Origin of the sequence: Streptomyces paludis, assembly GCF_003344965.1 — a bacterium.
GTDB lineage: Bacteria > Actinomycetota > Actinomycetes > Streptomycetales > Streptomycetaceae > Streptomyces > Streptomyces paludis.
On sequence record NZ_CP031194.1, the window covers coordinates 7546405 to 7566044 of the forward strand.

Below are 19640 nucleotides of genomic sequence, written 5' to 3' on the forward strand. Positions count from 1 at the left end.
ACCGCCGTGTCCGTCACTCCCGTGTCCTCCTCCGCACCCGAGTCCTCCTCCGCACCCGAGTCCCCCGTACCCGCCCCGCTGCACCTCGCCGTCGCCCTCGACGGCGCCGGCTGGCACCCGGCCGCCTGGCGCGAGCCCGTCGCCCGCCCCCGTGAACTGCTCACCGCCGCCTACTGGACCGACCTCGTCACCGAGGCCGAGCGCGGGCTGCTCGACTTCGTGACCATCGAGGACGCGCTCGGCCTCCAGTCCTCGGCCTTCACCGAGCCCGACGACCGCACCGACCAGGTCCGCGGCCGGCTCGACGCCGTCCTCATCGCCGCGCGGGTCGCCCCGCTGACCCGCCACATCGGTGTGGTGCCGACGGTGGTGGCCACCCACACCGAGCCCTTCCACCTCTCCAAGGCGATCGCCACCCTCGACTATGTGAGCACCGGCCGCGCGGGCCTGCGCGTCCAGGTCTCGGCACGCCCGAACGAGGCCGCGCACTTCGGACGCCGTACGGTTCCCCCCATCCGCTGGGAGGACTACGACACGCCGGCCGTACAGGAGACGGTCGCCGAACTCTTCGACGAGGCCGCCGACTACGTCGAGGTCGTGCGCCGGCTCTGGGACAGCTGGGAGGACGACGCGGAGATCCGGTCCGTCGCCACCGGCCGCTTCATCGACCGAGACAAACTGCACTACATCGACTTCGAGGGCAGGCACTTCAGCGTCAAGGGCCCCTCGATCACCCCCCGCCCGCCCCAGGGCCAGCCGATCGTCAGCGCACTGGCCCACGCGCCCCTCCCGTACCGGCTGGTGGCCCGGTCCGCCGACATCGGTTACGTCACCCCGCACGACGCCGGCCAGGCCCGGGCCATCGTCGAGGAGATCCGCGCCGAGCAGCGGGCCGCCGGCCGCGCGGACGAGACCCTGCACATCTTCGGCGATCTGGTGGTCTTCCTCGACGACGACCCCGCCGAGGCCGCGGCCCGCCGGGAGCGACTGGACGCCCTCGCGGGGGAGCCGTACACGAGCGACGCCCGGATCTTCACCGGAAATCCCGCGCAACTGGCCGATCTGTTGCAGGAGTTGCAGGCCGCCGGGCTCTCCGGCTTCCGGCTGCGCCCCGCCGTCGCCGGACACGACCTGCCGGCGATCACCCGGGGCCTGGTCCCCGAACTCCAGCGCCGGGGCATCTTCCGCCAGGCGTACGAGGCCACCATCCTGCGCGGGCTGCTCGGGCTTGCCCGCCCCGCCAACCGCTACGCCGCTGCCGCCGCGACCGCCTGAGCCAGAAGGAGCCCCACCGTGAGCAAGCCGCTCAAGCAGATCCACCTCGCGGCCCATTTCCCGGGCGTCAACAACACCACCGTCTGGAGCGACCCCGAGGCCGGCAGCCATATCGAGTTCAGCTCCTTCGCCCACTTCGCCCGGACCGCCGAGCGCGCCAAATTCGACTTCCTCTTCCTCGCGGAGGGCCTGCGGCTGCGCGAACAGGGCGGGAAGATATACGACTTGGACGTCGTGGGCCGCCCCGACACCTTCACGGTCCTCGCCGCGCTGGCCGCCGTCACCGAACACCTCGGCCTGACCGGCACCATCAACTCCACCTTCAACGAGCCGTACGAGGTGGCCCGCCAGTTCGCCAGCCTCGACCATCTCTCCGGCGGACGCGCCGCCTGGAACGTGGTCACCTCCTGGGACGCCTTCACCGGCGAGAACTTCCGGCGCGGCGGCTTCCTGCCCAAGGACGAGCGCTACTCGCGCGCCCAGGAGTTCCTGACCACCGCGAACGAACTCTTCGACTCCTGGCGCGGCGACGAGATCGTCGCCGACGCCGCCACCGGCACCTTCCTGCGGGACGCGCGGGCCGGCGCCTTCACGCACCAGGGCCAGCACTTCGACATCCAGGGGCAGTTCAACGTCCCGCGCAGCCCGCAGGGCCGCCCGGTGATCTTCCAGGCCGGGGACTCCGACGAGGGCCGCGAGTTCGCCGCGTCGAGCGCCGACGCCATCTTCAGCCGGTACGCCACCCGCGAGGAGGGCCGGGCGTTCTACACCGACGTCAAGGACCGGCTGGCCCGGTACGGCCGCGACCGCGACCAGCTGCTCATCCTGCCCGCCGCGAGCTTCGTCCTCGGTGACACCGACGCCGAGGCGGCGGAACTCGCCCACGAGGTACGCCGGTCGCAGGTGAGCGGGGCCACGGCCATCAAGCACCTGGAGTTCGTCTGGAACCGGGACCTGTCCGCGTACGACCCGGAAGGACCGCTCCCCGACATCGAGCCCGACCTCGGCGAACACACCATCGCCCGCGGCCGGGCCCAGGTACGGATGTACCGCGACCCGCTGGCCACGGTCCGCGAGTGGCGGGAGCTGGCGGCGGCCAACAAGTGGTCGATCCGCGACCTGGTCATCGAGACCGGCAACCGGCAGAACTTCATCGGCTCCCCGGCCACCGTCGCCGCCACCATCGACGACTTCGTCCAGGCCGACGCCGCCGACGGCTTCATCCTCGTCCCGCACATCACCCCGGGCGGCCTCGACGCCTTCGCCGACCGGGTCGTGCCCCTGCTCCAGGAGCGCGGTGTGTACCGCACGGAGTACACCGGCACCACACTGCGCGACCACCTCGGCCTGACCGAACCGGCCGAGGTTCCTGCCCCCGTCACCGCCCCTGCCACCGCCCCCGTGCCCGCCGACCGCTGAGGAGCGCCCGTACATGTCCGACATCCCGCTCGGCGTCCTCGATCTGGTCCCGATCGCGTCCGGCTCCACCGCCGCCGAGGCGCTGCGCAACTCCATCGACCTGGCCCAGCAGGCAGAGAGGTTCGGTTACGCCCGCTACTGGTACGCCGAGCACCACCTCAACCCCGGTGTGGCCGGCACCTCACCCGCGGTCGTCCTCGCCCTGACCGCCGCCGCGACCTCGACCATCCGGCTCGGCTCCGGCGCCGTACAGCTCGGCCACCGTACCGCCCTGTCCACGGTCGAGGAGTTCGGCCTGATCGACGCGCTGCACCCCGGCCGCCTCGATCTGGGCCTCGGCCGCTCCGGCGGCCGGCCGCCCGGCGCCCCCGCCACCCCGCCGCCGTCCGTGACACCCGTGGTCGACGGCCGCACCCCGGGCGGTCTGCGTATCCCGCCCCCGTTCTCCTTCGCGAAGCTGCTCGGCTCCCCGCGCATCGCGCTCCAGCGGAAACTGCTCCTGCTGCCGAACGCCGAGTCACAGCCGTACGGAGAGCAGATCGACGACATCCTGGCGCTGCTCGCGGGTACGTACCGCTCCGCGGACGGCGTCGAGGCCCATGCCGTACCGGGCGAGGGCGCCGATGTCGAGCTCTGGATCCTGGGCAGCAGCGGTGGCGAGAGCGCCGCGACGGCGGGCGCCAACGGGCTGCGGTTCGCGGCGAATTACCACGTCAGCCCGGCGACGGTACTGGAGGCGGCGGAGGGTTACCGCGCCGCGTTCCGGCCCTCCGGCACCCTGGGCAAGCCGTATGTCAGTGTGTCCGCGGACGTCGTGGTCGCCGAGGACGACGAGACCGCCCGCGAACTCGCCACCGGCTATGGCCTGTGGGTCCGCGGCATCCGTACGGCCGAGGGCGCGATCCCCTTCCCCACACCCGACGAGGCGCGCGCCCACGTCTGGTCCGACGAGGACCGGGAGCTGGTCCAGGACCGTCTGGACACCCAGTTCGTCGGCTCCCCGGGGCGGGTCGCCGACCGGCTGGCCCAGCTCCAGGAGGCCACCGGCGCCGACGAGTTGCTGATCACCACCATCACCCACGGCCACGCGGACCGGGTGCGGTCCTACGAGCTGCTGGCGCGGGAGTGGCGCGCGAGATGAACGGGCACCGGCGCCGGGGAATCCCGGCGCCGGTCCCTTCGGCGGGGCTCACCACCCCATACAGGCCCTAGCCGAGGAGTTCGCGGACGAGCGCGGCGACCTGCTCCGTCTCGATCAGGAACCCGTCGTGACCGTAGGGGGAGTCGATCGGCCGGACACCGTCCGCGGCGGGGATCCCGGCGGCCAGCTCCGCCTGCTGGGACGGCGGGTAGAGGCGGTCGGAGCCGACCCCGGCGACGAGGGTACGCGCGGTCACCCGGCGCAGGGCCGCGCGCGTACCACCACGGCCGCGGCCGATGTCATGGCTGTTCATGGCCTCCGCCAGCGTCACATAGCTGCCCGCGTCGAACCGGCGCACCAGCTTGGCCGCGTGGTGGTCGAGATACGACTCGACCTGGTAGCGGCCCCCGTGCCACGGGTCCTCCGCGCCCTGCGGCCGCCGGCCGAAGCGGACCGCCAGCTCCGGCTCGCTGCGGTACGTGACATGGGCGAGGCGCCGGGCCAGCCCGAGCCCCGTGTGCGGGCCGCGCCCCGGCCCGGCGTCGTGGTAGTCGCCGCCGCGCCAGTACGGGTCCGCGCGGATGGCGTGGAGCTGGGCGCTCGCCCAGGCGATCTGCTCGGCGCTCGCCGCCGCCGCGGTGGCGAGCAGCAGCAGCGCGTCCGTCCGCTCCGGATAGGTCACGGCCCACTCCAGGGCGCGCATCCCGCCCATGGAGCCGCCGGCCACCAACGCCCAGCGTTCGATGCCCAGTTCGTCGGCGAGTCCGGCCTCCGCGGCGACCTGGTCGCGCTGGGTCAGGAACGGGAAGGCGCCGCCCCAGCGCCGCCCGTCCGGGCGGGCCGAGGACGGCCCCGTGCTGCCCTGGCAGCCGCCGAGCACATTCGGCGCGACGACGAACCAGCGGTCGGTGTCCAGGGCCCGCCCGGCGCCGATGAGCCCGTCCCACCAGCCGGGGGAGGGATGGCCGGGGCCCGCGGGTCCGGCGGCATGGCTGTCGCCGGTGAGCGCGTGCGGCACCAGCACGGCGTTGGAGCGGTCCGGCGCGAGCCGGCCCCAGGTCTCGAACGCCAGCCGCACACCGGGGAGTTCACCTCCGGCCTCCAGCGCGAGCGGCGTCCGGCGGGTGTGCCACCGGCGGTGCCCGGACGGATCCCCCTCCCGCCAGGCCCCGGAGGCCGGCGGGAGGGGGACCGCGTACGGCGTCGGCGCGGTGTTCAGGACGCGCCCTTGGCCGCGCGGAACCCGGCCTCCAGATCGGCCTTGAGATCGGCGAGGTTCTCGATGCCGACCGACAGGCGCACCAGACCGGGCGAGGTGCCGGTCACCGCCAACTGCGCCTCGTCCAGCTGGCTGTGGGTGGTGGACGCCGGATGGATGATCAGGCTGCGTACGTCCCCGATGTTGGCGAGATGGCTGAACAGCTCGACGGCGTCCACGAACCGCTTCCCCGCCTCGACCCGTCCCGCAGCTCGAAGGCCAGCACCGCGCCCGCGCCGCGCGGGAGATAGCGCTGCCCCGCCGCGTACCACCGGCTGGACGCGAGTCCCGGGTAGTGGACGGCGGCGACCTCGTCGCGCCCCTCCAGCCATTCGGCGAGCGCCTGGGCGTTGGCGGAGTGCCGTTCGATCCGCAGGCTGAGCGTCTCCACGCCCTGGAGGAGCAGGAACGCGGAGTGGGGCGCGATGGCCGGGCCGAGGTCGCGCAGCAGCTGGACACGGAGCTTGACGGCGAAGGCGCCCGGCCCGAGCGCGGGCCAGTACCGCAGACCGTGGTAACTGGGGTCCGGTTCGCTGAAGTCGGGGAAGCGCTCGGGGTGCGCGCCGAAGTCGAAGGTGCCGCCGTCGACGACGACACCGGCGATGGTGGTGCCGTGGCCGCCGAGGAACTTGGTCGCGGAGTGGACGACGATATCGGCGCCGTGTTCGAGGGGCCGCAGCAGATACGGGGTCGGCACGGTGTTGTCGACGATCAGCGGGACACCCGCCTCGTGCGCGACATCCGCCACCGCCCGTACGTCGAGCACATTGCCGCGCGGATTGCCGAGCGTCTCGGCGAACAGGGCCTTGGTGTTGGGCCGGATCGCGGCCCGCCAGGCGTCGAGGTCGTCCGGGTCGTCGACGAACGACACCTCGATGCCGAACTTGGGCAGTGTGTGGCGGAAGAGGTTGAACGTGCCGCCGTACAGGGACGCGCCGGCCACGAGATGGTCACCGGCGGACGCGAGCGTCAGGATGGCGAGGGTCTCCGCGGCCTGCCCGGAGGCCAGGGCCACAGCGGCGACACCGCCTTCGAGCGCGGCGACGCGCTGCTCGAAGACATCCTGGGTGGGGTTGTGGATCCGGGTGTAGATGTTTCCGGGCTCGGCCAGCGAGAACAGGTCGGCGGCGTGCTGGGTGTCACGGAAGACGAACGAGCTGGTCTGGTAGATCGGCACCGCCCGTGCCCCGGTCGTCGGGTCCGGCACGGCACCGGCGTGGATCTGCTTGGTCTCGAACGACCAGGCCGAGGTGTCGGGGCCCGTGGGGCTCTCCTCGGGGGTGTGGCCCGCGGTGACGGAGTCGATGGGCTGGCTCATGGTTCTCCCTTGTGCGGCGTGCGCGTGCGGAGGTGCGGAGAGGATCCGTGAAGACACCGCAGGGCTGTGCGCCGGGCCCGCGCGGGATGCCGAGACAGAGCAGGGCGGCGCGGGGCGGCGGACAGAGCCGTGCGGAGAGAGGCGCGAGAGACGCGCGAGATGTGACGGGTGAGCGAATGCCGGAGCGGAGCGTCAGCTCACGGCGGAACAACCCGTGGTGGTGACACGCACGTAGTCGACGTGGCGGCGGGTCACGAGCACGGTCATGCGGTCAGGTAACCACAGAAGGTCACGGAGTACCAGAGCCGGTCTCACCCATCGGGACACCCCGTCCCACGCCCCGCTCCCACGCCCCGCCCCACCCGGCCGTCCGTCCCTCCGGGCGGGGGAGCGGCTCACACCATCGTGACGACGGCCTTGCCGGCCTTCGCGCGGCCCTGCTCCACGTACTCCAGCGCCTCCCGCGTCTCCTCGAACGGGAAGACCCGGTCGACGACGGGACGGATCCTCCCGGCGTCCACGAGCCGTGCGAGCGCGCGCAGTTGGTCGCCGTCGGCCTTCATGAACAGGAACGAGTACGTCACGCCCCGGCGTGCGGCGCGGCGCCGGGTCCGCAAGCTCAGCGCGCTCATCGCCAGCCGGAGGACCGCGTTCGCGCCCAGCTCACGGGCGAACGCCGGGTCGGGCGGGCCCGCGACACTGATGACGGTGCCGCCGGGCCTGAGCACCCGCAGGGACTTTTCGAGTGTCTCGCCGCCGAGGGTGTCCAGGACGACGTCGTAGCCGTCGAGGACCGTCGCGAAATCCTGCCGCTTGTAGTCGATGACAAGGTCCGCGCCGAGCCCCTTCACCAGGTCGGTCTTGGCGGTGCTCGCGGTGGCCGCCACGTACGCGCCCAGGTGCTTCGCCAGCTGCACGGCGATCGTGCCGACACCGCCGGCGCCCGCGTGGATCAGGACCTTCTGGCCCGGCCGCACCCGCGCCCGCTCGACCAGCGCCTGCCACGCGGTGAGGGCGACCAGCGGCAGGGACGCGGCCTCCGCCATGGTGAGTGTCGCCGGCTTGGCCGCCACATCGTCCTGGTGGACGGCGATGCGTTCGGCGAAGGTGCCGATACGGTCCTTGTCCGGCCGCGCGTACACCTCGTCGCCCACCGCGAACCGGGTGACGGACGCGCCCACCCCGACGACCACCCCGGCGAGGTCGTTGCCCAGGACGAGCGGGAGACGGTACGGCAGGATCGCCTTGAAGTCGCCGTCGCGGATCCTGAGGTCCAGCGGGTTGACGCTCGCCGCGTGGATCCTGACCAGGACGTCGTCGGCGCCCACCGGCGGCTCGGCCGCCTCACCGGCGCGCACGCCCGCCGGGTCGCCGTACCGCTCGATCATGAAGGTCTTCATCGTCCGTCTCCGTATCCGGACCCAAGGCATCCGGGCCCCGAGGCTCATTAGATTATGACCGTAATCTTAATTCTCCCTCTCGCGACCCGCAAGCGGGCTCGCCCTGCGCGTGTCCGCTTGCGGGCCTTTTAGATTACGGTCATACTCTAATGAGAACCCCCCACTCTCGAAGGGCACGACCGTGAACGATTCACAGGAAGTACGAGACAACGTGGTGACGTCCTACAAGGACGCGCCGACCCGCACCATCACCGCCGGAGGCGTGACCTTCGCCTACCGCGAGCTGGGTCCGCGGTCCGAGGTCCCGGTGGTCTTCCTCACCCACCTCGCCGCGGTCCTGGACAACTGGGATCCGCGGGTGGTCGACGGGATCGCCGCCGGGCGGCGCGTCATCACGTTCGACAACAGAGGGGTGGGCGCGTCGACCGGTGCGACGCCGCGCACCATCGAGGCGATGGCGGCGGACGCCGTCACGTTCATCCGCGCGCTCGGCCTGGCGCGGGTGGATCTTCACGGCTTCTCGATGGGCGGCATGATCGCCCAGGTGATCGCGCGCACCGAGCCGGAGCTGGTCCGCAGGCTGATCCTCACGGGCACCGGTCCCGCCAGTGGCGAGGGCATCAGGAATGTGACCCGGCTGTCCCATCTGGACACCGCCCGGGCGCTGTTCACGCTCCAGGACCCGAAGCAGTTCCTCTTCTTCACGCGCACCGCCAACGGACGCAGGGCCGGCAAGGAGTTCCTGGCCCGGCTCAAGGAGCGTACGCAGGGCCGGGACAAGGCGATCTCGCTCGCCTCGTACAACGCCCAGCTGAAGGCGATCCACCGGTGGGGGCTGGCGCGGCCCGAGGATCTCTCCGTCATCCACCAGCCCGCGCTGGTCGCGAACGGTGAGAGCGACCGGATGGTCCCGTCGAAGAACTCGGCCGATCTGGCGCGGCGCCTGCCGAACGCCGAGCTGGTGCTGTATCCGGACGCCGGTCATGGCGGCATCTTCCAGTTCCACGAGCGGTTCGTGCCGACGGCTGTCGAGTTCCTCGCGCGGTAGCCGGAAGCCGGTGGCCCGTTATCCGGCAGCCGGCTACCGGCAGCCGGAAGCGGACCGAGAAAGAGCGCCCTCCCTGTCAGTCCATGACGGCGAGGGCGTTCTCGATGCCCCGTTCGAGGACCTCGTCGGCGAACGCGGGGTCGGCGAGGGCGCGGGACAGCTGGAGCGTCCCCACCAGCAGGGTGAAGAGGCCGATGGCCCGGCCGCGCGCGGAGCCCGGATCCCCGGGCGCCAGCCGGGCGGCCATCTCGTCGACGATGTCTCGCGCACCCTCGGTGTACGCCCGCTTGGCGGCGTCCCCGCAGCGGGTGATCTCGTCGAGCAGGGCGGCGGACGGGCATCCGGCGCCGGGGTGGTCCCGGTGCTCGGGCGACAGATACTCCCGTACGAGGTCCTCAAGGCCCTGGCGGCCGGGCCGCAGCGTGCTGTAGTTCGCCGCCTGTGTGCGCAGTTCCTCGGCCACGACCTGCGCGACGAGGTCGTCCTTGGACGCGAAGTGGGCGTAGAAGGCGCCGTTGGTGAGCCCGGCGTCCGCCATGAGCGCGGAGATACCGGAGCCGTCGATGCCGTCCCGCTTGAACCGGCTGCCGGCCTTCTCGATGATCCGGCGCCGTGTCACCTGCTTGTGTTCCCTGGCGTAACGCACCGACTCTCCTCCCGTCCGTCGCCGTACATCCCAGCCCATGGTATGGTCTGACGATCGTAATATTACAGGGGTGCTCTGCCGTGTGTGCGGCAGAGCACCCCTGGGTACGGGTCCGTCGGCGCGGACTCAGAGCTTCACGATCATTTTTCCGACGTTCTCGCCCCGCATGAGCGCGAGGAAGGCGTCCAGGGCGCCGTCGAGCCCGTGCCGCACCGTCTCGCGGTGGTGGAGCCTGCCCTCGGCGAGCCAGCCGCCGACCTCGCGGACGAAGTCCGGCTGGAGGTCGAGTTCCTCGCTGAACATGAAGGAGAGGATGTCCGAGCGGGTGACGGCCAGGTTCCACAGGTTGCGCGGACCGACGACCTTCTCGTCGTTGTACTGGGAGACCATTCCGGACAGCACGATCCGCGCGTGCAGCCTGAGCGCGCCGATGGCCGCCTCCAGATGTTCGCCGCCGACATTGTCGAAGAAGACGTCGATGCCGTCCGGCGCGGCCAGGGCGAGCTGCTCCGCGACCGGCCCGTTCCGGTAGTTGAAGGCCGCGTCGTAGCCGTACTCCTCGGTCAGCAGCTTGACCTTCTCGTCCGAGCCCGCGCTGCCGATCACCCGCCCCGCGCCCTTCAGCCTGGCGATCTGTCCGGCCACGGAGCCGACGGCGCCCGCCGCGCCGGAGACGAAGACCGTGTCGCCGTCCTTGACCTTCGCGAACCGTTCGAGGCCGATGTACGCGGTGAGACCCGTGACGCCTAGCACCCCCAGATACGCGGTGAGCGGCGCCAGGGCGGGGTCCACCTTCTGGGCGCCGGCCGCGTCGACGACGGCGTGGTCGCGCCAGCCCAGGACGTGCACCACATGGTCACCGGGCGCGAAGCCCTCCGCGCGGGACACCAGGACCCGGCCGACCGCCGCGCCGTCCAGCGGCGCGCCGACCTCGTACGGCTCGATGTAGGACTTCTTGTCGCTCATCCGGCCGCGCATATAGGGGTCGACCGAGAGGTACTCGTTGGTGACGAGGAGCTGCCCCGGGCCGGGCGCGGGGAGGTCGATCTCCCGAAGGGAGAAGTCGGACGGTACGGGCCGGCCGTTCGGGCGGGCGTCCAGGTGCCAGGCGCGCGCGGTCGTGGGCAGGGTCTGCTCGGACATATGGATCAAGTCCCTTCAAGGAGGTGTACAGAAAGGTCTGTCTACTGAAAATACGGATCGGACAGGACGGGCGGGGGAGGGTCGGTGGGTCAGGCCGGTGCCGGGCAGGCCGCGTCGATCAGGGCGCGTGCCGCCCGCTTGGCAGCCGCGGCGGCCTCGTCCGCCTGCCCGACATGGGTCGCGGCCAGGGTGCCGTCGATAAGGACGGTGAGCTGGAACGCGAGGGTGCCGGGATCCGTGGCGCCGGCCTCGGCGGCCAGGCCGCGCACCCACTCGCGGACCGAGCGCTTGTGGTCGGCGGTGATGGTGTGCGGTGTGCTGCCCGGGGCGTACTCCGCCGCCGCGTTGATGAACGCGCAACCCAGGGTGGCATCCCGGGCCGCGCGCTCCAGCGCGACGAAGAGGCCGAAGAGCTGCTCGCGCGGATCGTCCCCGGCCGCGAGCGCGGCCGAGCGCAGCAGGCGCCGCCAGCGGTCGTCCATGCGGCGCAGATACGCGGCGACCACGTCGTCCTTGCTGGGGAACTGCTTGTAGAGCGTGGCCTTGGCCACTCCCGACTCCGCGATCAGCCGGTCCACCCCCACGGCGTGGATGCCATGGGTGTAGAACAGCTCGCAGGCGGTGTCGAGTATGCGGTCCCGGGCCGGGGGTCGCTTGGGAGCGGTGCTCATGCGGTATAGGCTAACAGACAGGTCTGTCTACTGTGAATGGCCGCTTCCGGTCCCGACCGGGAGAGCCGAGAAAAGGAACCGTCCATGGACGAGCAGGGCGAGCACTTCGACGTCGTGGTACTCGGCGCGGGCCCCGGTGGCTATGTCGCCGCCATTCGCGCCGCCCAGCTGGGCAAACGCGTCGCGGTGGTGGAGGAGCGGTACTGGGGCGGCGTCTGTCTGAACGTGGGCTGCATCCCCACCAAGGCCCTGCTGCGCAACGCCGAACTGGCGCACATCTTCACACGCGAGGCGAAGACGTTCGGCATCAAGGTCGACGGGCAGATCTCCTTCGACTACGGGGAGGCGTTCCGCCGCAGCCGGAAGGTCGCGGACGGCCGGGTCAAGGGCGTCCACTACCTGATGAAGAAGAACGGGATCACGGAGATCAACGGCCGCGGGACCTTCCTCGACCCGCACACCCTCCAGGTGGCGGACTACGACGGCAACACCCGCACCGTCGGCTTCGACCACTGCGTCATCGCCACCGGTGCGACTCCCAAGCTGCTGCCCGGTACCCGCCGCACCTCCCGGGTGGTCACGTTCGAGGAGCAGATCCTCTCCGACGACCTGCCGGACTCCCTGGTGATCGCAGGCGCCGGGGCCATCGGCGTCGAGTTCGCGTACGTCCTGCACAACTACGGGGTGAAGGTCACCATCGTCGAGTTCCTCGACCGCGTCGCCCCGCTGGAGGACGCCGAGGTCTCCGCCGAACTGGCCAAGCAGTACCGGAGACTCGGCATCGACGTCCTCACCTCGACCCGCGTCGAGTCCATCGACGAGTCCGGCCCGCGGGTGCGCGTCACCGTCACCGGCAAGGACGGCGCGCAGCGGGTCCTGGAGGCCGACAAGGTGCTCCAGGCGATCGGCTTCGCCCCGAACGTCACCGGTTACGGCCTGGAGAACACCGGTGTGCGCGTCACCGAGCGCGGCGCCATCGACGTCGACGGCCGCTGCCGTACGTCCGTACCGCACCTCTACGCCATCGGCGATGTCACCGCGAAGCTGATGCTCGCGCACGCCGCCGAGGCGATGGGGGTGATCGCCGCCGAGACGATCGCGGACGCCGAGACGATGGAGCTGGACTACGCGATGATCCCGCGCGCCACCTTCTGCCAGCCGCAGATCGCCAGCTTCGGCTACACCGAGGCACAGGCGAAGGAGCGGGGGTACGACGTCCGCGTCGCGAAGTTCCCGTTCACCGCGAACGCCAAGGCCCACGGCCTGGGCGACGCGACCGGCTTCGTGAAGCTGATCAGCGACGCGGAGCACGGCGAGATCGTCGGCGCCCATCTCATCGGCCCGGACGTCACCGAACTGCTTCCCGAACTGACGCTCGCCCAGCAGTGGGACCTCACGGTCCACGAGGTCGCGCGCAATGTCCATGCCCACCCCACCCTGGGCGAGGCGGTCAAGGAGGCCGTCCACGGCCTCGCGGGCCACATGATCAACATGTAGCGGGGCCGCGGGCCTCGCCGTGTGTCGCGAGGCTCGCGGCCGGTTTCTGCGGTGTCAGGCCACCGGCGCGGACGGCCGGTCGACGACGCCGGGGTCGCCTCCCTGGATGCCGCCCAGGGAGGCGGCGATCGCCTCGTGGGGAACTCCGAGCGGTATCGCGCTGACGTCCGACAGCCGGGCGAACTGCTCGGGAGACAGCTGGACGTCGAGCGCGCCGAGGTAGCTGTCGAGCTGGGCGAGACCGCGCGGCCCGATGATCGGGACGAGCGGGGTCGTGGACCGGGCGGCGCGCTCCCGTACCCAGGCCACCGCCACCTGCGCGGGCGTCGCGCCGCTCTCCTCGGCGACGGCCAGCACGGCGTCGACGACGGAGGTCTTCTGGTCGGTGCTCTCCGTGTGGATGACCGCCCCCAGGTCGCTCAGCCGCCCCTCGGTGCCGCGCCGGTACTTGCCCGTCAGCAGCCCGCCGCCGAGCGGGGACCACAGGGCGGCGCCCAGTCCGAGGCTCTCGGCCATCGGCAGCAGTTCGCGGTCGGCGGACCGCTCGACCAGGCTGTACTCGTTCTGGATGCCCACGACGGGCGCCCAGTTCCTCAGCTCCGCGAGGGCCACGGCCCGGGAGACCCGCCAGGCGGGGAAGTTGGACAGCCCGATGTGGTGGATCTTGCCGGAGCTGACGAGGTCGTCCAGTCCGCGCAGAATCTCCTCGATGGGGGTCAGCTCGTCGGGGAAGTGCACCCAGAGCAGATCGATGGAGTCGGTGCCCAGGCGCTTCAGGCTGGCCTCCACCGAAGTCACCATGTTCTTGCGGCTGTTGCCCGTCCTGGAGATGCTCGGCTGCGGCGCGGCACCGAGGGTGAACTTGGTGGCCAGGACGAAGTGGTCGCGGTCGGCGGCGATGAACTTGCCCGTCAGCTCCTCCGACTCGCCGAACTGGTAGGCGTCGGCGGTGTCGAGGAAGGTGCCGCCCGCTTCGGCGAACCGGTCGAAGATACGGCGCGCCTCGTCCGGCTCGGCACCGGCGCCCCAGCCGGTGCCGAAGTTCGCCGTGCCGAGCGCGTACTCGGACACCCGCAGTCCGGTCAGGTGCCCGAAGGTCGTGTAACGCATCGGAGGTCCTTTCTCCAGGAGATCGATAACGGGGTAAGGGGAAGAAGTGAGGGGGACGCTCAGACCGTGATCGGCGACGTGGTCAGGCTCTGCTTGACGTACCGGGTGGTCTCGTCGGCGAGGATCTCGGGCAGGCCCGTCTCGATGCCGTGCAGCGCCTGCGCGGCGACCTCCGCGGGGTCGGCCTTCTGGTCGGCGGGCGCTTCCGCGGCCATGTCGGTGTCCATGTAGCCGACGTGCAGCGCCGAGACGGCGATACCGCGGGGCGCCAGCTCCTCCCGGGTCGCGTCGGTCAGCGCCCATGCGGCGGCCTTGGCGGCGGCGTACGAGCCGAGGCCGGCGGGGTGCAGCCAGGACAGGACGGACAGGATGTTGAGCACGGCGCCGCCGCCGTTGCCCTCGATGACGGGGGCGAAGGCCCGTGTCACGTGGAGCGGACCGAAGTAGTTCGTCTCCATCTCCTGGCGCACCGCGTCCAGGCCGCCCGCGATCAGCGGTGTGAAGGTGGAGATGCCCGCGTTGTTCACCAGCAGTGTCGCGTCGGACGCGGTGTGTGCCGCGGCCCGGATCGACTCCTCGTCCGTCACGTCGAGCAGCAGCGGTACGACGCCCGGTATGTCGACCGTCTCGGGCCGGCGGGCCGTCGCGTAGACCTTCGCGCCGCGCTCCACGAGCTGGGCGGCCAGATGGCGTCCGAGCCCCCGGTTGGCACCGGTGACCACCGCGACCGCGTCCTTCAGTTCCATGTCCACTCCCAGCGTCGGGGCGGGGCGCCCGGTGGAGCCCCGGCCTATTAGATTACGAACACAATCTAAACCCTGGTCTACGATAGATGTCAAACGCAATCAATCGGGAGGTGGCCATGGGCCGCGTATCGCAGGCGCAGGCCGAGGAGAACCGCCGGCGGGTCGTGCACACCGCCTCCCGGCTGTTCCGGGAGCAGGGCACCCAGGTCAGCGTCGCCGACCTCATGAAGGCCGCCGGTCTGACCCATGGCGGCTTCTACAAGCAGTTCGCCTCCAAGGAGGCGCTCGTCGACGAGGCCACCGCCCACGCCTTCGGCGAGTTCGGCCGGCTCTACCAGGACGGACTGGCGCGGCACGCCGGGCAGCGGGACGCGGCCCAGCAGGCGCTGATCGGTACCTATCTCTCCGTCCAGCACCGCGACAGCGCGGCGGACGGCTGTCCCGTCGCCGGGCTCGTCACCGACATGGCGCGCGAACCCGGAGAGGGCGACGCCCGCCGTACGTACACGGAAGGAGTGGGCGAATTCGCCGAGTGGCTGGCCACCGAGGACCAGGACGGAATCGCCCGGCTCTGCACGATGCTCGGCGCGCTCGTCCTGTCCCGGGCGACCAAGGGCTCCCCGCTCTCCGAGGAGATCCTCGACGCGGCGCGCGAGGCATTGACGGAATCAGGCTGACCGGGCTCTGCTGTGTTCGCCTCAACTCCCTGACGAGCGAGGCGAACCGAGAGAGAAGGAAGGCCGTTCCCGATGACCAGTCAGCCCTTCGTGCGTCCGTACCGCGCGACGGACCAGCAGGACATGTACGACATCTGTATACGCACGGGTGAAGAGGGCGGCGACGCGCGCCACTTGTACGAGGACCACGGGCTGCTGCCCAGCGTCTTCGCCGGTCCGTATGCGGCACTCGAACCCGATCTGGCCTTTGTCGTCGACGACGGTGCCGGCCGGCCCGTCGGCTATATCGTCGGGACCGCGGACACCGGACTGTTCGTGGAACGCTTCCGTACGGAGTGGCTGCCCACCGTCGCGGAGCGCTATCCGGCCCCGGCCGGGCCGCCGAGCACCCCGGCCGACATCATGGCCGTACTCCTGCACAGCCCCGAACGCATGCTGGTGCCCGAGCTGGCCCCGTACCCCGCCCATCTCCACATCGATCTGCTGCCCGGACACCAGCGCGCCGGATTCGGGCGCGCGTTGATGGCGCGGTTCCTCGACGCGCTCGCCGGCAAGGGCGTCCCCGCCGTCCATCTGGGGATGGTCACGGCCAACACCCCGGCCAGGGCGTTCTACGACCGGGTGGGCTTCGAGGTGATCCCGGTGCGTGACCCGGGCCCCCTGACCTATCTCGGGCGCGCCACCACGGGCACCGTGTGAGGCACGGGCGCCCGGGCCGATGACTGCGGGGCGGACCTCGCGCCGCCCCGCTTCTCCGGCACACCACGGCCCGCCCGAGCGGCCCGCCCTGCGTCCCAGGGCGGTTGTTGCGGCTTCGTGAAATGAGTCCGTCAGGGCTTGGAGATCCCCGGAGGCAGCTGCATACAGTTGCATACACCGCGCGTCATGACGTCGGCGTCCTCCCCTCCCGCCGCCTCATTTCCCGCCTTCCTCCTACGCCTTGGAGACGTGCCACCGTGGAAGAGATCACCTACGAAGACCCGGCTGTCGCCGGGGGAATCGCGGCCATCCGCGCCGGTTCCCCGTTCGTCTACGGCCTCACCAACTACGTCGCCGCCAACCTCAGCGCCAATGTGCTGCTCGCCGTCGGCGCGGGCCCCGCCATCGGCGCCGCGGCCGACTTCCCCACCGTCTTCCCGGCGGGCGCCGGTGCCGTGTGGATCAACACGGCCGCGCTCATCAGCAACCCCGCCGAACCGGTGACCGCGGCGGCCCGCGCGGCCCGGGCGGCGGGGACCCGGTGGGTGCTGGACCCGGTGGCGGTGGGCGCGGGAGCCGTCGAGTACGACGCGTTCGTCGCCTCCCTCCTCGACCACCGCCCCACCGTCATCCGCGGCAACGCCAGCGAACTGACCGCCCTCGCGGGCGGTGACAGCACCGGCAGGGGAGTGGAGACCACCCTCTCCTCCGCGGACGCCGTCGGCGCCGCCGAGGAGCTGGCCCGGCGTACCGGCGCCGTCGTCGCCGTCAGCGGCCCCACCGACTACCTCACCGACGGCACCCGTACGGTCGCCGTGCCCGGCGGTGATGTCCGGCTGACCCAGGTGACCGGCGCCGGATGCAGCCTCGGGGCGCTGATCGCGGGCGCGCTCGCCGTCGTGCCGGACGCGCTGACCGCCACCGCGGTCGCGCACGCCGCGTACGCCGTCGCCGCCGAACGGGCCGGCGCCCGGACCACCGGTACCGGCTCCTTCGCCGTCGCCCTGGTCGACGAGCTGTCCCTGCTCGCGGTCTGACCCGGCCCACCGCCGGCACACCGGATCACACCGCACGCACCGGGTCACACAGCACCGGATCACACCGCACGCACCGGGTCACACAGCACCGGATCACACCGCACGCACCGGGTCACACAGCACCGGATCAGACGGCACCATCCCTTCCCGGGAGCACCTCTTGACGACCGACACACCGCACACCGACACACCGCACACCGACACACCTGACGCCGACGCACCACACACCGACACACCGCACACCGGCGATCCGCACCCCGCGCCCCGGCTGCACCTCGCGGCCTTCCTCAACGCGGGCCCCCAGGGGACCTCCGGCTGGCGTCATCCCGACGCCGGTGACGGCTTCCTCACGGCCGCCCACTACACCCGTATCGCCCGGGTCCTGGAGGACGCCGGCTTCGACATGGCGTTCGTCCCCGACTCACTGGCCGTGCCCCGCAGCCTCGGCGACTCCTTCGACCCCGCGGTCACCTGGGGTACGGGCACCCCGCGCCTGGACCCGCTGCCGGTCATCACCCTGATGGCCGCCGCGACGGAGCACCTCGGTGTCGCCGCCACCGTGTCCACCGGCTACCAGGAGCCGTTCCACGTCGCCCGCGGCATGGCCACCCTGGACCATCTCGTCGGCGGCCGGGCCGGCTGGAACGTGGTCACCAGCTTCCAGGACGCGGAGGCCCAGAACTTCGGCCAGGACAGACTGCCCGACCGGCAGGCCCGCTACGACCGGGCGGAGGAGTTCCTGGAGGTCACCGCCCAGCTCTGGGACAGCTGGGCGGACGACGCGGTCGTGGCCGACAAGGAGAGCGGTGTCTACGGCCGGCCCGAGCGGGTGCGCGCCGTCGAGCACCGGGGCGAACGCTTCGCCGTACGGGGGCCGTTGAGCGTGCCCCGGCCGCCCCAGGGCTATCCGGTGATCATCCAGGCCGGCGCCTCCCCGGCCGGCCGGGACTTCGCTGCCCGCTGGGCGGACGTCGTTTTCTGTAGTCACGAGTCGCTGGAGTCGGCGGTCGCCTTCGCCACCGATCTGAGGGCCCGCGCCGCCGCGCACGGCCGGGACCCCGGTCAGCTCAAGGTGCTCCCCGCCGCGACGCCCGTGGTGGGCACGGATGTGAAGGACGCGCTCGCCAAGCACGAGGCGTTCGCCGAACTCGTCCATCCGGAGGCCGGGTTGTCGCGGCTGGCCTACCACGTCAACGTGGACCTCACCCGCTACGACCTCGACGGCCCGCTGCCCTCCCTGGCGGAGGTCGGTGTGGAGGGCCACTACCGCGAGGTGGTCGAGTTCGCCGAGCGCGAGAAGCTCAGTGTGCGCGAGATCGGCCGCTGGTACGGCGCCCGTACCGAGGGCGGCATGATCGGCTCGGCCGCGGACATCGCCGACACGATGGAACAGTGGCTGGACGCCGGAGCGGCCGACGGCTTCATGATCCAGGCCACCCATGTGCCCGCGGCCTTCGAGGAGTTCGCCGACCACGTCGTGCCCGAGCTGCGCCGCCGCGGTCTGGTGCGCACCGCCTACACCGGCGGCACCCTGCGCGACAACCTGGGGCTCGCCCGTCCCGCCCGGGGCGAGTGGCACCACCGCGCCCGGTCGGCCGCGGGAGACCGTACATGACCGGCCCCGGCGCCGATCCCGGCGCCTCCGCGGATCCCGCGTCCGGCTCCGCCCTCGTCGGTGTGGAGTGGCTGCGCCGGCACCAGGACGATGTCGTACTCCTCGATGCCAGTGTGGACCGGCGGACCGGCCCAGACGGGACCACCGTCTTCGTCGACGGTCTCGCCGGACATCTGGAACGCCGTATCCCGGGCGCCCATTTCGCCGACCTGATCGCGGGCTTCTCCGACCCCTCGGCCCCCTTTCCCTTCACCTGCCCGTCCCCCGACCGCGTCGCCGCCTACGCGAGCGAACTGGGCATCGGCCGCGACTCCACCGTCGTCGTCCACGACCGCCTCACCGGAGCGTGGGCCGCCCGGGTGTGGTGGGTGCTGCGGTCGGCGGGCATCACCCGGGTGCGGGTCCTCAACGGCGGGCTCACCGCCTGGGAGGCGGCCGGACTGCCGGTCGCCCGGGGGCGCCGGGCGGCGCCCCCGCCCGGTGATGTCGTCGCGCGCCCGGCCCGTCCGCACTTCACGGACCTCGCCCGGATGCGGCGCGTCGCCGACGGCGGCGACGCCACCCCGGCCGTCTGCGCCCTGCGCCGCACGGAGTACGCGGGCGACCCCGCCCGTCCCCGCTCCGGGCACATCCCCCGGACCACCAACCTGCCCTACGCCGACCTCCTCGGTCCCCACCACACGCTCGACCCCGTCCGCACCGCCCGCCTCGCGCGGGAGCACGGACTGCGGCGGGGCGACGGTACGGTGCTCTACTGCGGCGGAGCGGTCAACGCGGCCGGGCTCGCCCTCGCCCTGCACGAGATCGGCATCGACGACGTCGTCCTCTACGACGGCTCCCTCAGCGAGTGGCGCGCCCACCCCGAACTGCCCCTGGTGACCGGCCAGGAGGAGGCCGGACGGCCGTGACGCGCCGCCCACGGATCGGGCATGATCGGTCC

At 71.9% G+C, this 19640-nt stretch carries 17 protein-coding genes and 1 pseudogene; 10 read left to right on the forward strand and 8 right to left on the reverse strand.

The genetic code is table 11. From position 1 onward, the window contains the following. Positions 1–21 precede the first annotated feature (21 nt). Genes DVK44_RS33085 through DVK44_RS33095 form a run of 3 tightly spaced genes read left to right on the forward strand, consistent with a single transcriptional unit; the run spans position 22 to position 3835 of the window. Positions 22–1275 carry an LLM class flavin-dependent oxidoreductase gene (locus tag DVK44_RS33085; protein WP_228447714.1) on the forward strand — a complete coding sequence of 418 codons (1254 nt, stop codon included), beginning with the start codon at positions 22–24 and terminating at the stop codon, positions 1273–1275. A gap of 18 nt (positions 1276–1293) precedes the next feature. Then, a complete protein-coding gene (locus tag DVK44_RS33090; RefSeq protein ID WP_114664301.1) occupies positions 1294–2694 on the forward strand; it encodes an NtaA/DmoA family FMN-dependent monooxygenase in 1401 nt (466 codons plus the stop codon). 13 nt (positions 2695–2707) lie between these two features. Continuing rightward, the gene (locus DVK44_RS33095) at positions 2708–3835 is read left to right on the forward strand and encodes an LLM class flavin-dependent oxidoreductase (protein WP_114664302.1); all 1128 of its coding nucleotides are present in this window, start codon (positions 2708–2710) and stop codon (positions 3833–3835) included. Between the two features lie 67 nt (positions 3836–3902). Here DVK44_RS33095 and metX read toward each other — a convergent pair whose 3' ends face one another. From metX to DVK44_RS33110, 3 genes and pseudogenes are all read right to left on the reverse strand, one after another. After that, a complete protein-coding gene (gene metX, locus DVK44_RS33100; protein WP_114665598.1) occupies positions 3903–5054 on the reverse strand; it encodes a homoserine O-acetyltransferase MetX in 1152 nt (383 codons plus the stop codon). Further along, positions 5051–6411, reverse strand: a pseudogene (locus tag DVK44_RS33105) (bifunctional o-acetylhomoserine/o-acetylserine sulfhydrylase). The gene metX and the pseudogene DVK44_RS33105 overlap by 4 nt, the downstream one beginning before the upstream one ends. 395 nt (positions 6412–6806) lie before the next feature. After that, on the reverse strand, positions 6807–7811 hold the full coding sequence (locus DVK44_RS33110; RefSeq protein WP_114664303.1) for an NADP-dependent oxidoreductase: 1005 nt from the start codon (positions 7809–7811) through the stop codon (positions 6807–6809). Between the two features lie 181 nt (positions 7812–7992). Here DVK44_RS33110 and DVK44_RS33115 point away from each other — a divergent pair, with 181 nt between their 5' ends. Next, positions 7993–8859 (forward strand): alpha/beta fold hydrolase, encoded by an 867-nt coding sequence (locus tag DVK44_RS33115; RefSeq protein ID WP_114664304.1) that lies wholly within the window; start codon positions 7993–7995, stop codon positions 8857–8859. Positions 8860–8935: 76 nt separating this feature from the next. On the opposite strand, the gene DVK44_RS33120 is transcribed toward DVK44_RS33115, so the two are convergent. From DVK44_RS33120 to DVK44_RS33130, 3 genes are all read right to left on the reverse strand, one after another. After that, positions 8936–9544, reverse strand: coding sequence for a TetR/AcrR family transcriptional regulator (locus tag DVK44_RS33120; protein WP_114664305.1), 609 nt, complete (start codon positions 9542–9544; stop codon positions 8936–8938). 87 nt (positions 9545–9631) lie between these two features. Continuing rightward, on the reverse strand, positions 9632–10648 hold the full coding sequence (locus tag DVK44_RS33125) for an NADP-dependent oxidoreductase (RefSeq protein WP_114664306.1): 1017 nt from the start codon (positions 10646–10648) through the stop codon (positions 9632–9634). 89 nt (positions 10649–10737) lie between these two features. Next, the gene (locus DVK44_RS33130; RefSeq protein WP_114664307.1) at positions 10738–11319 is read right to left on the reverse strand and encodes a TetR/AcrR family transcriptional regulator; all 582 of its coding nucleotides are present in this window, start codon (positions 11317–11319) and stop codon (positions 10738–10740) included. Positions 11320–11403: 84 nt separating this feature from the next. On the opposite strand from DVK44_RS33130, the gene lpdA reads away from it, so the two are divergent. Then, positions 11404–12816: a dihydrolipoyl dehydrogenase gene (gene lpdA / locus DVK44_RS33135; RefSeq protein ID WP_114664308.1), complete on the forward strand. Its 1413-nt coding sequence runs from the start codon at positions 11404–11406 to the stop codon at positions 12814–12816. Between the two features lie 54 nt (positions 12817–12870). Here lpdA and DVK44_RS33140 read toward each other — a convergent pair whose 3' ends face one another. Together DVK44_RS33140 and DVK44_RS33145 are read right to left on the reverse strand one after the other, a co-directional pair. Then, positions 12871–13926 (reverse strand): aldo/keto reductase, encoded by a 1056-nt coding sequence (locus DVK44_RS33140; protein WP_114664309.1) that lies wholly within the window; start codon positions 13924–13926, stop codon positions 12871–12873. Positions 13927–13985: 59 nt separating this feature from the next. Further along, positions 13986–14672, reverse strand: coding sequence for an SDR family oxidoreductase (locus tag DVK44_RS33145; RefSeq protein WP_114664310.1), 687 nt, complete (start codon positions 14670–14672; stop codon positions 13986–13988). A 116-nt stretch (positions 14673–14788) separates the two neighbouring features. On the opposite strand from DVK44_RS33145, the gene DVK44_RS33150 reads away from it, so the two are divergent. From DVK44_RS33150 to DVK44_RS33170, 5 genes are all read left to right on the forward strand, one after another. Continuing rightward, a complete protein-coding gene (locus DVK44_RS33150) occupies positions 14789–15349 on the forward strand; it encodes a TetR/AcrR family transcriptional regulator (RefSeq protein ID WP_114664311.1) in 561 nt (186 codons plus the stop codon). A gap of 72 nt (positions 15350–15421) precedes the next feature. Then, positions 15422–16048: a GNAT family N-acetyltransferase gene (locus DVK44_RS33155; protein ID WP_114664312.1), complete on the forward strand. Its 627-nt coding sequence runs from the start codon at positions 15422–15424 to the stop codon at positions 16046–16048. 257 nt (positions 16049–16305) lie between these two features. Continuing rightward, positions 16306–17085 carry a hydroxyethylthiazole kinase gene (locus tag DVK44_RS33160; protein ID WP_114664313.1) on the forward strand — a complete coding sequence of 260 codons (780 nt, stop codon included), beginning with the start codon at positions 16306–16308 and terminating at the stop codon, positions 17083–17085. Between the two features lie 160 nt (positions 17086–17245). Next, positions 17246–18700 carry an LLM class flavin-dependent oxidoreductase gene (locus DVK44_RS33165; RefSeq protein ID WP_228447472.1) on the forward strand — a complete coding sequence of 485 codons (1455 nt, stop codon included), beginning with the start codon at positions 17246–17248 and terminating at the stop codon, positions 18698–18700. Further along, positions 18697–19608: a sulfurtransferase gene (locus DVK44_RS33170; RefSeq protein ID WP_114664314.1), complete on the forward strand. Its 912-nt coding sequence runs from the start codon at positions 18697–18699 to the stop codon at positions 19606–19608. Before DVK44_RS33165 ends, DVK44_RS33170 begins: the two co-directional genes overlap by 4 nt. The last annotated feature ends 32 nt before the right edge of the window (positions 19609–19640 follow it).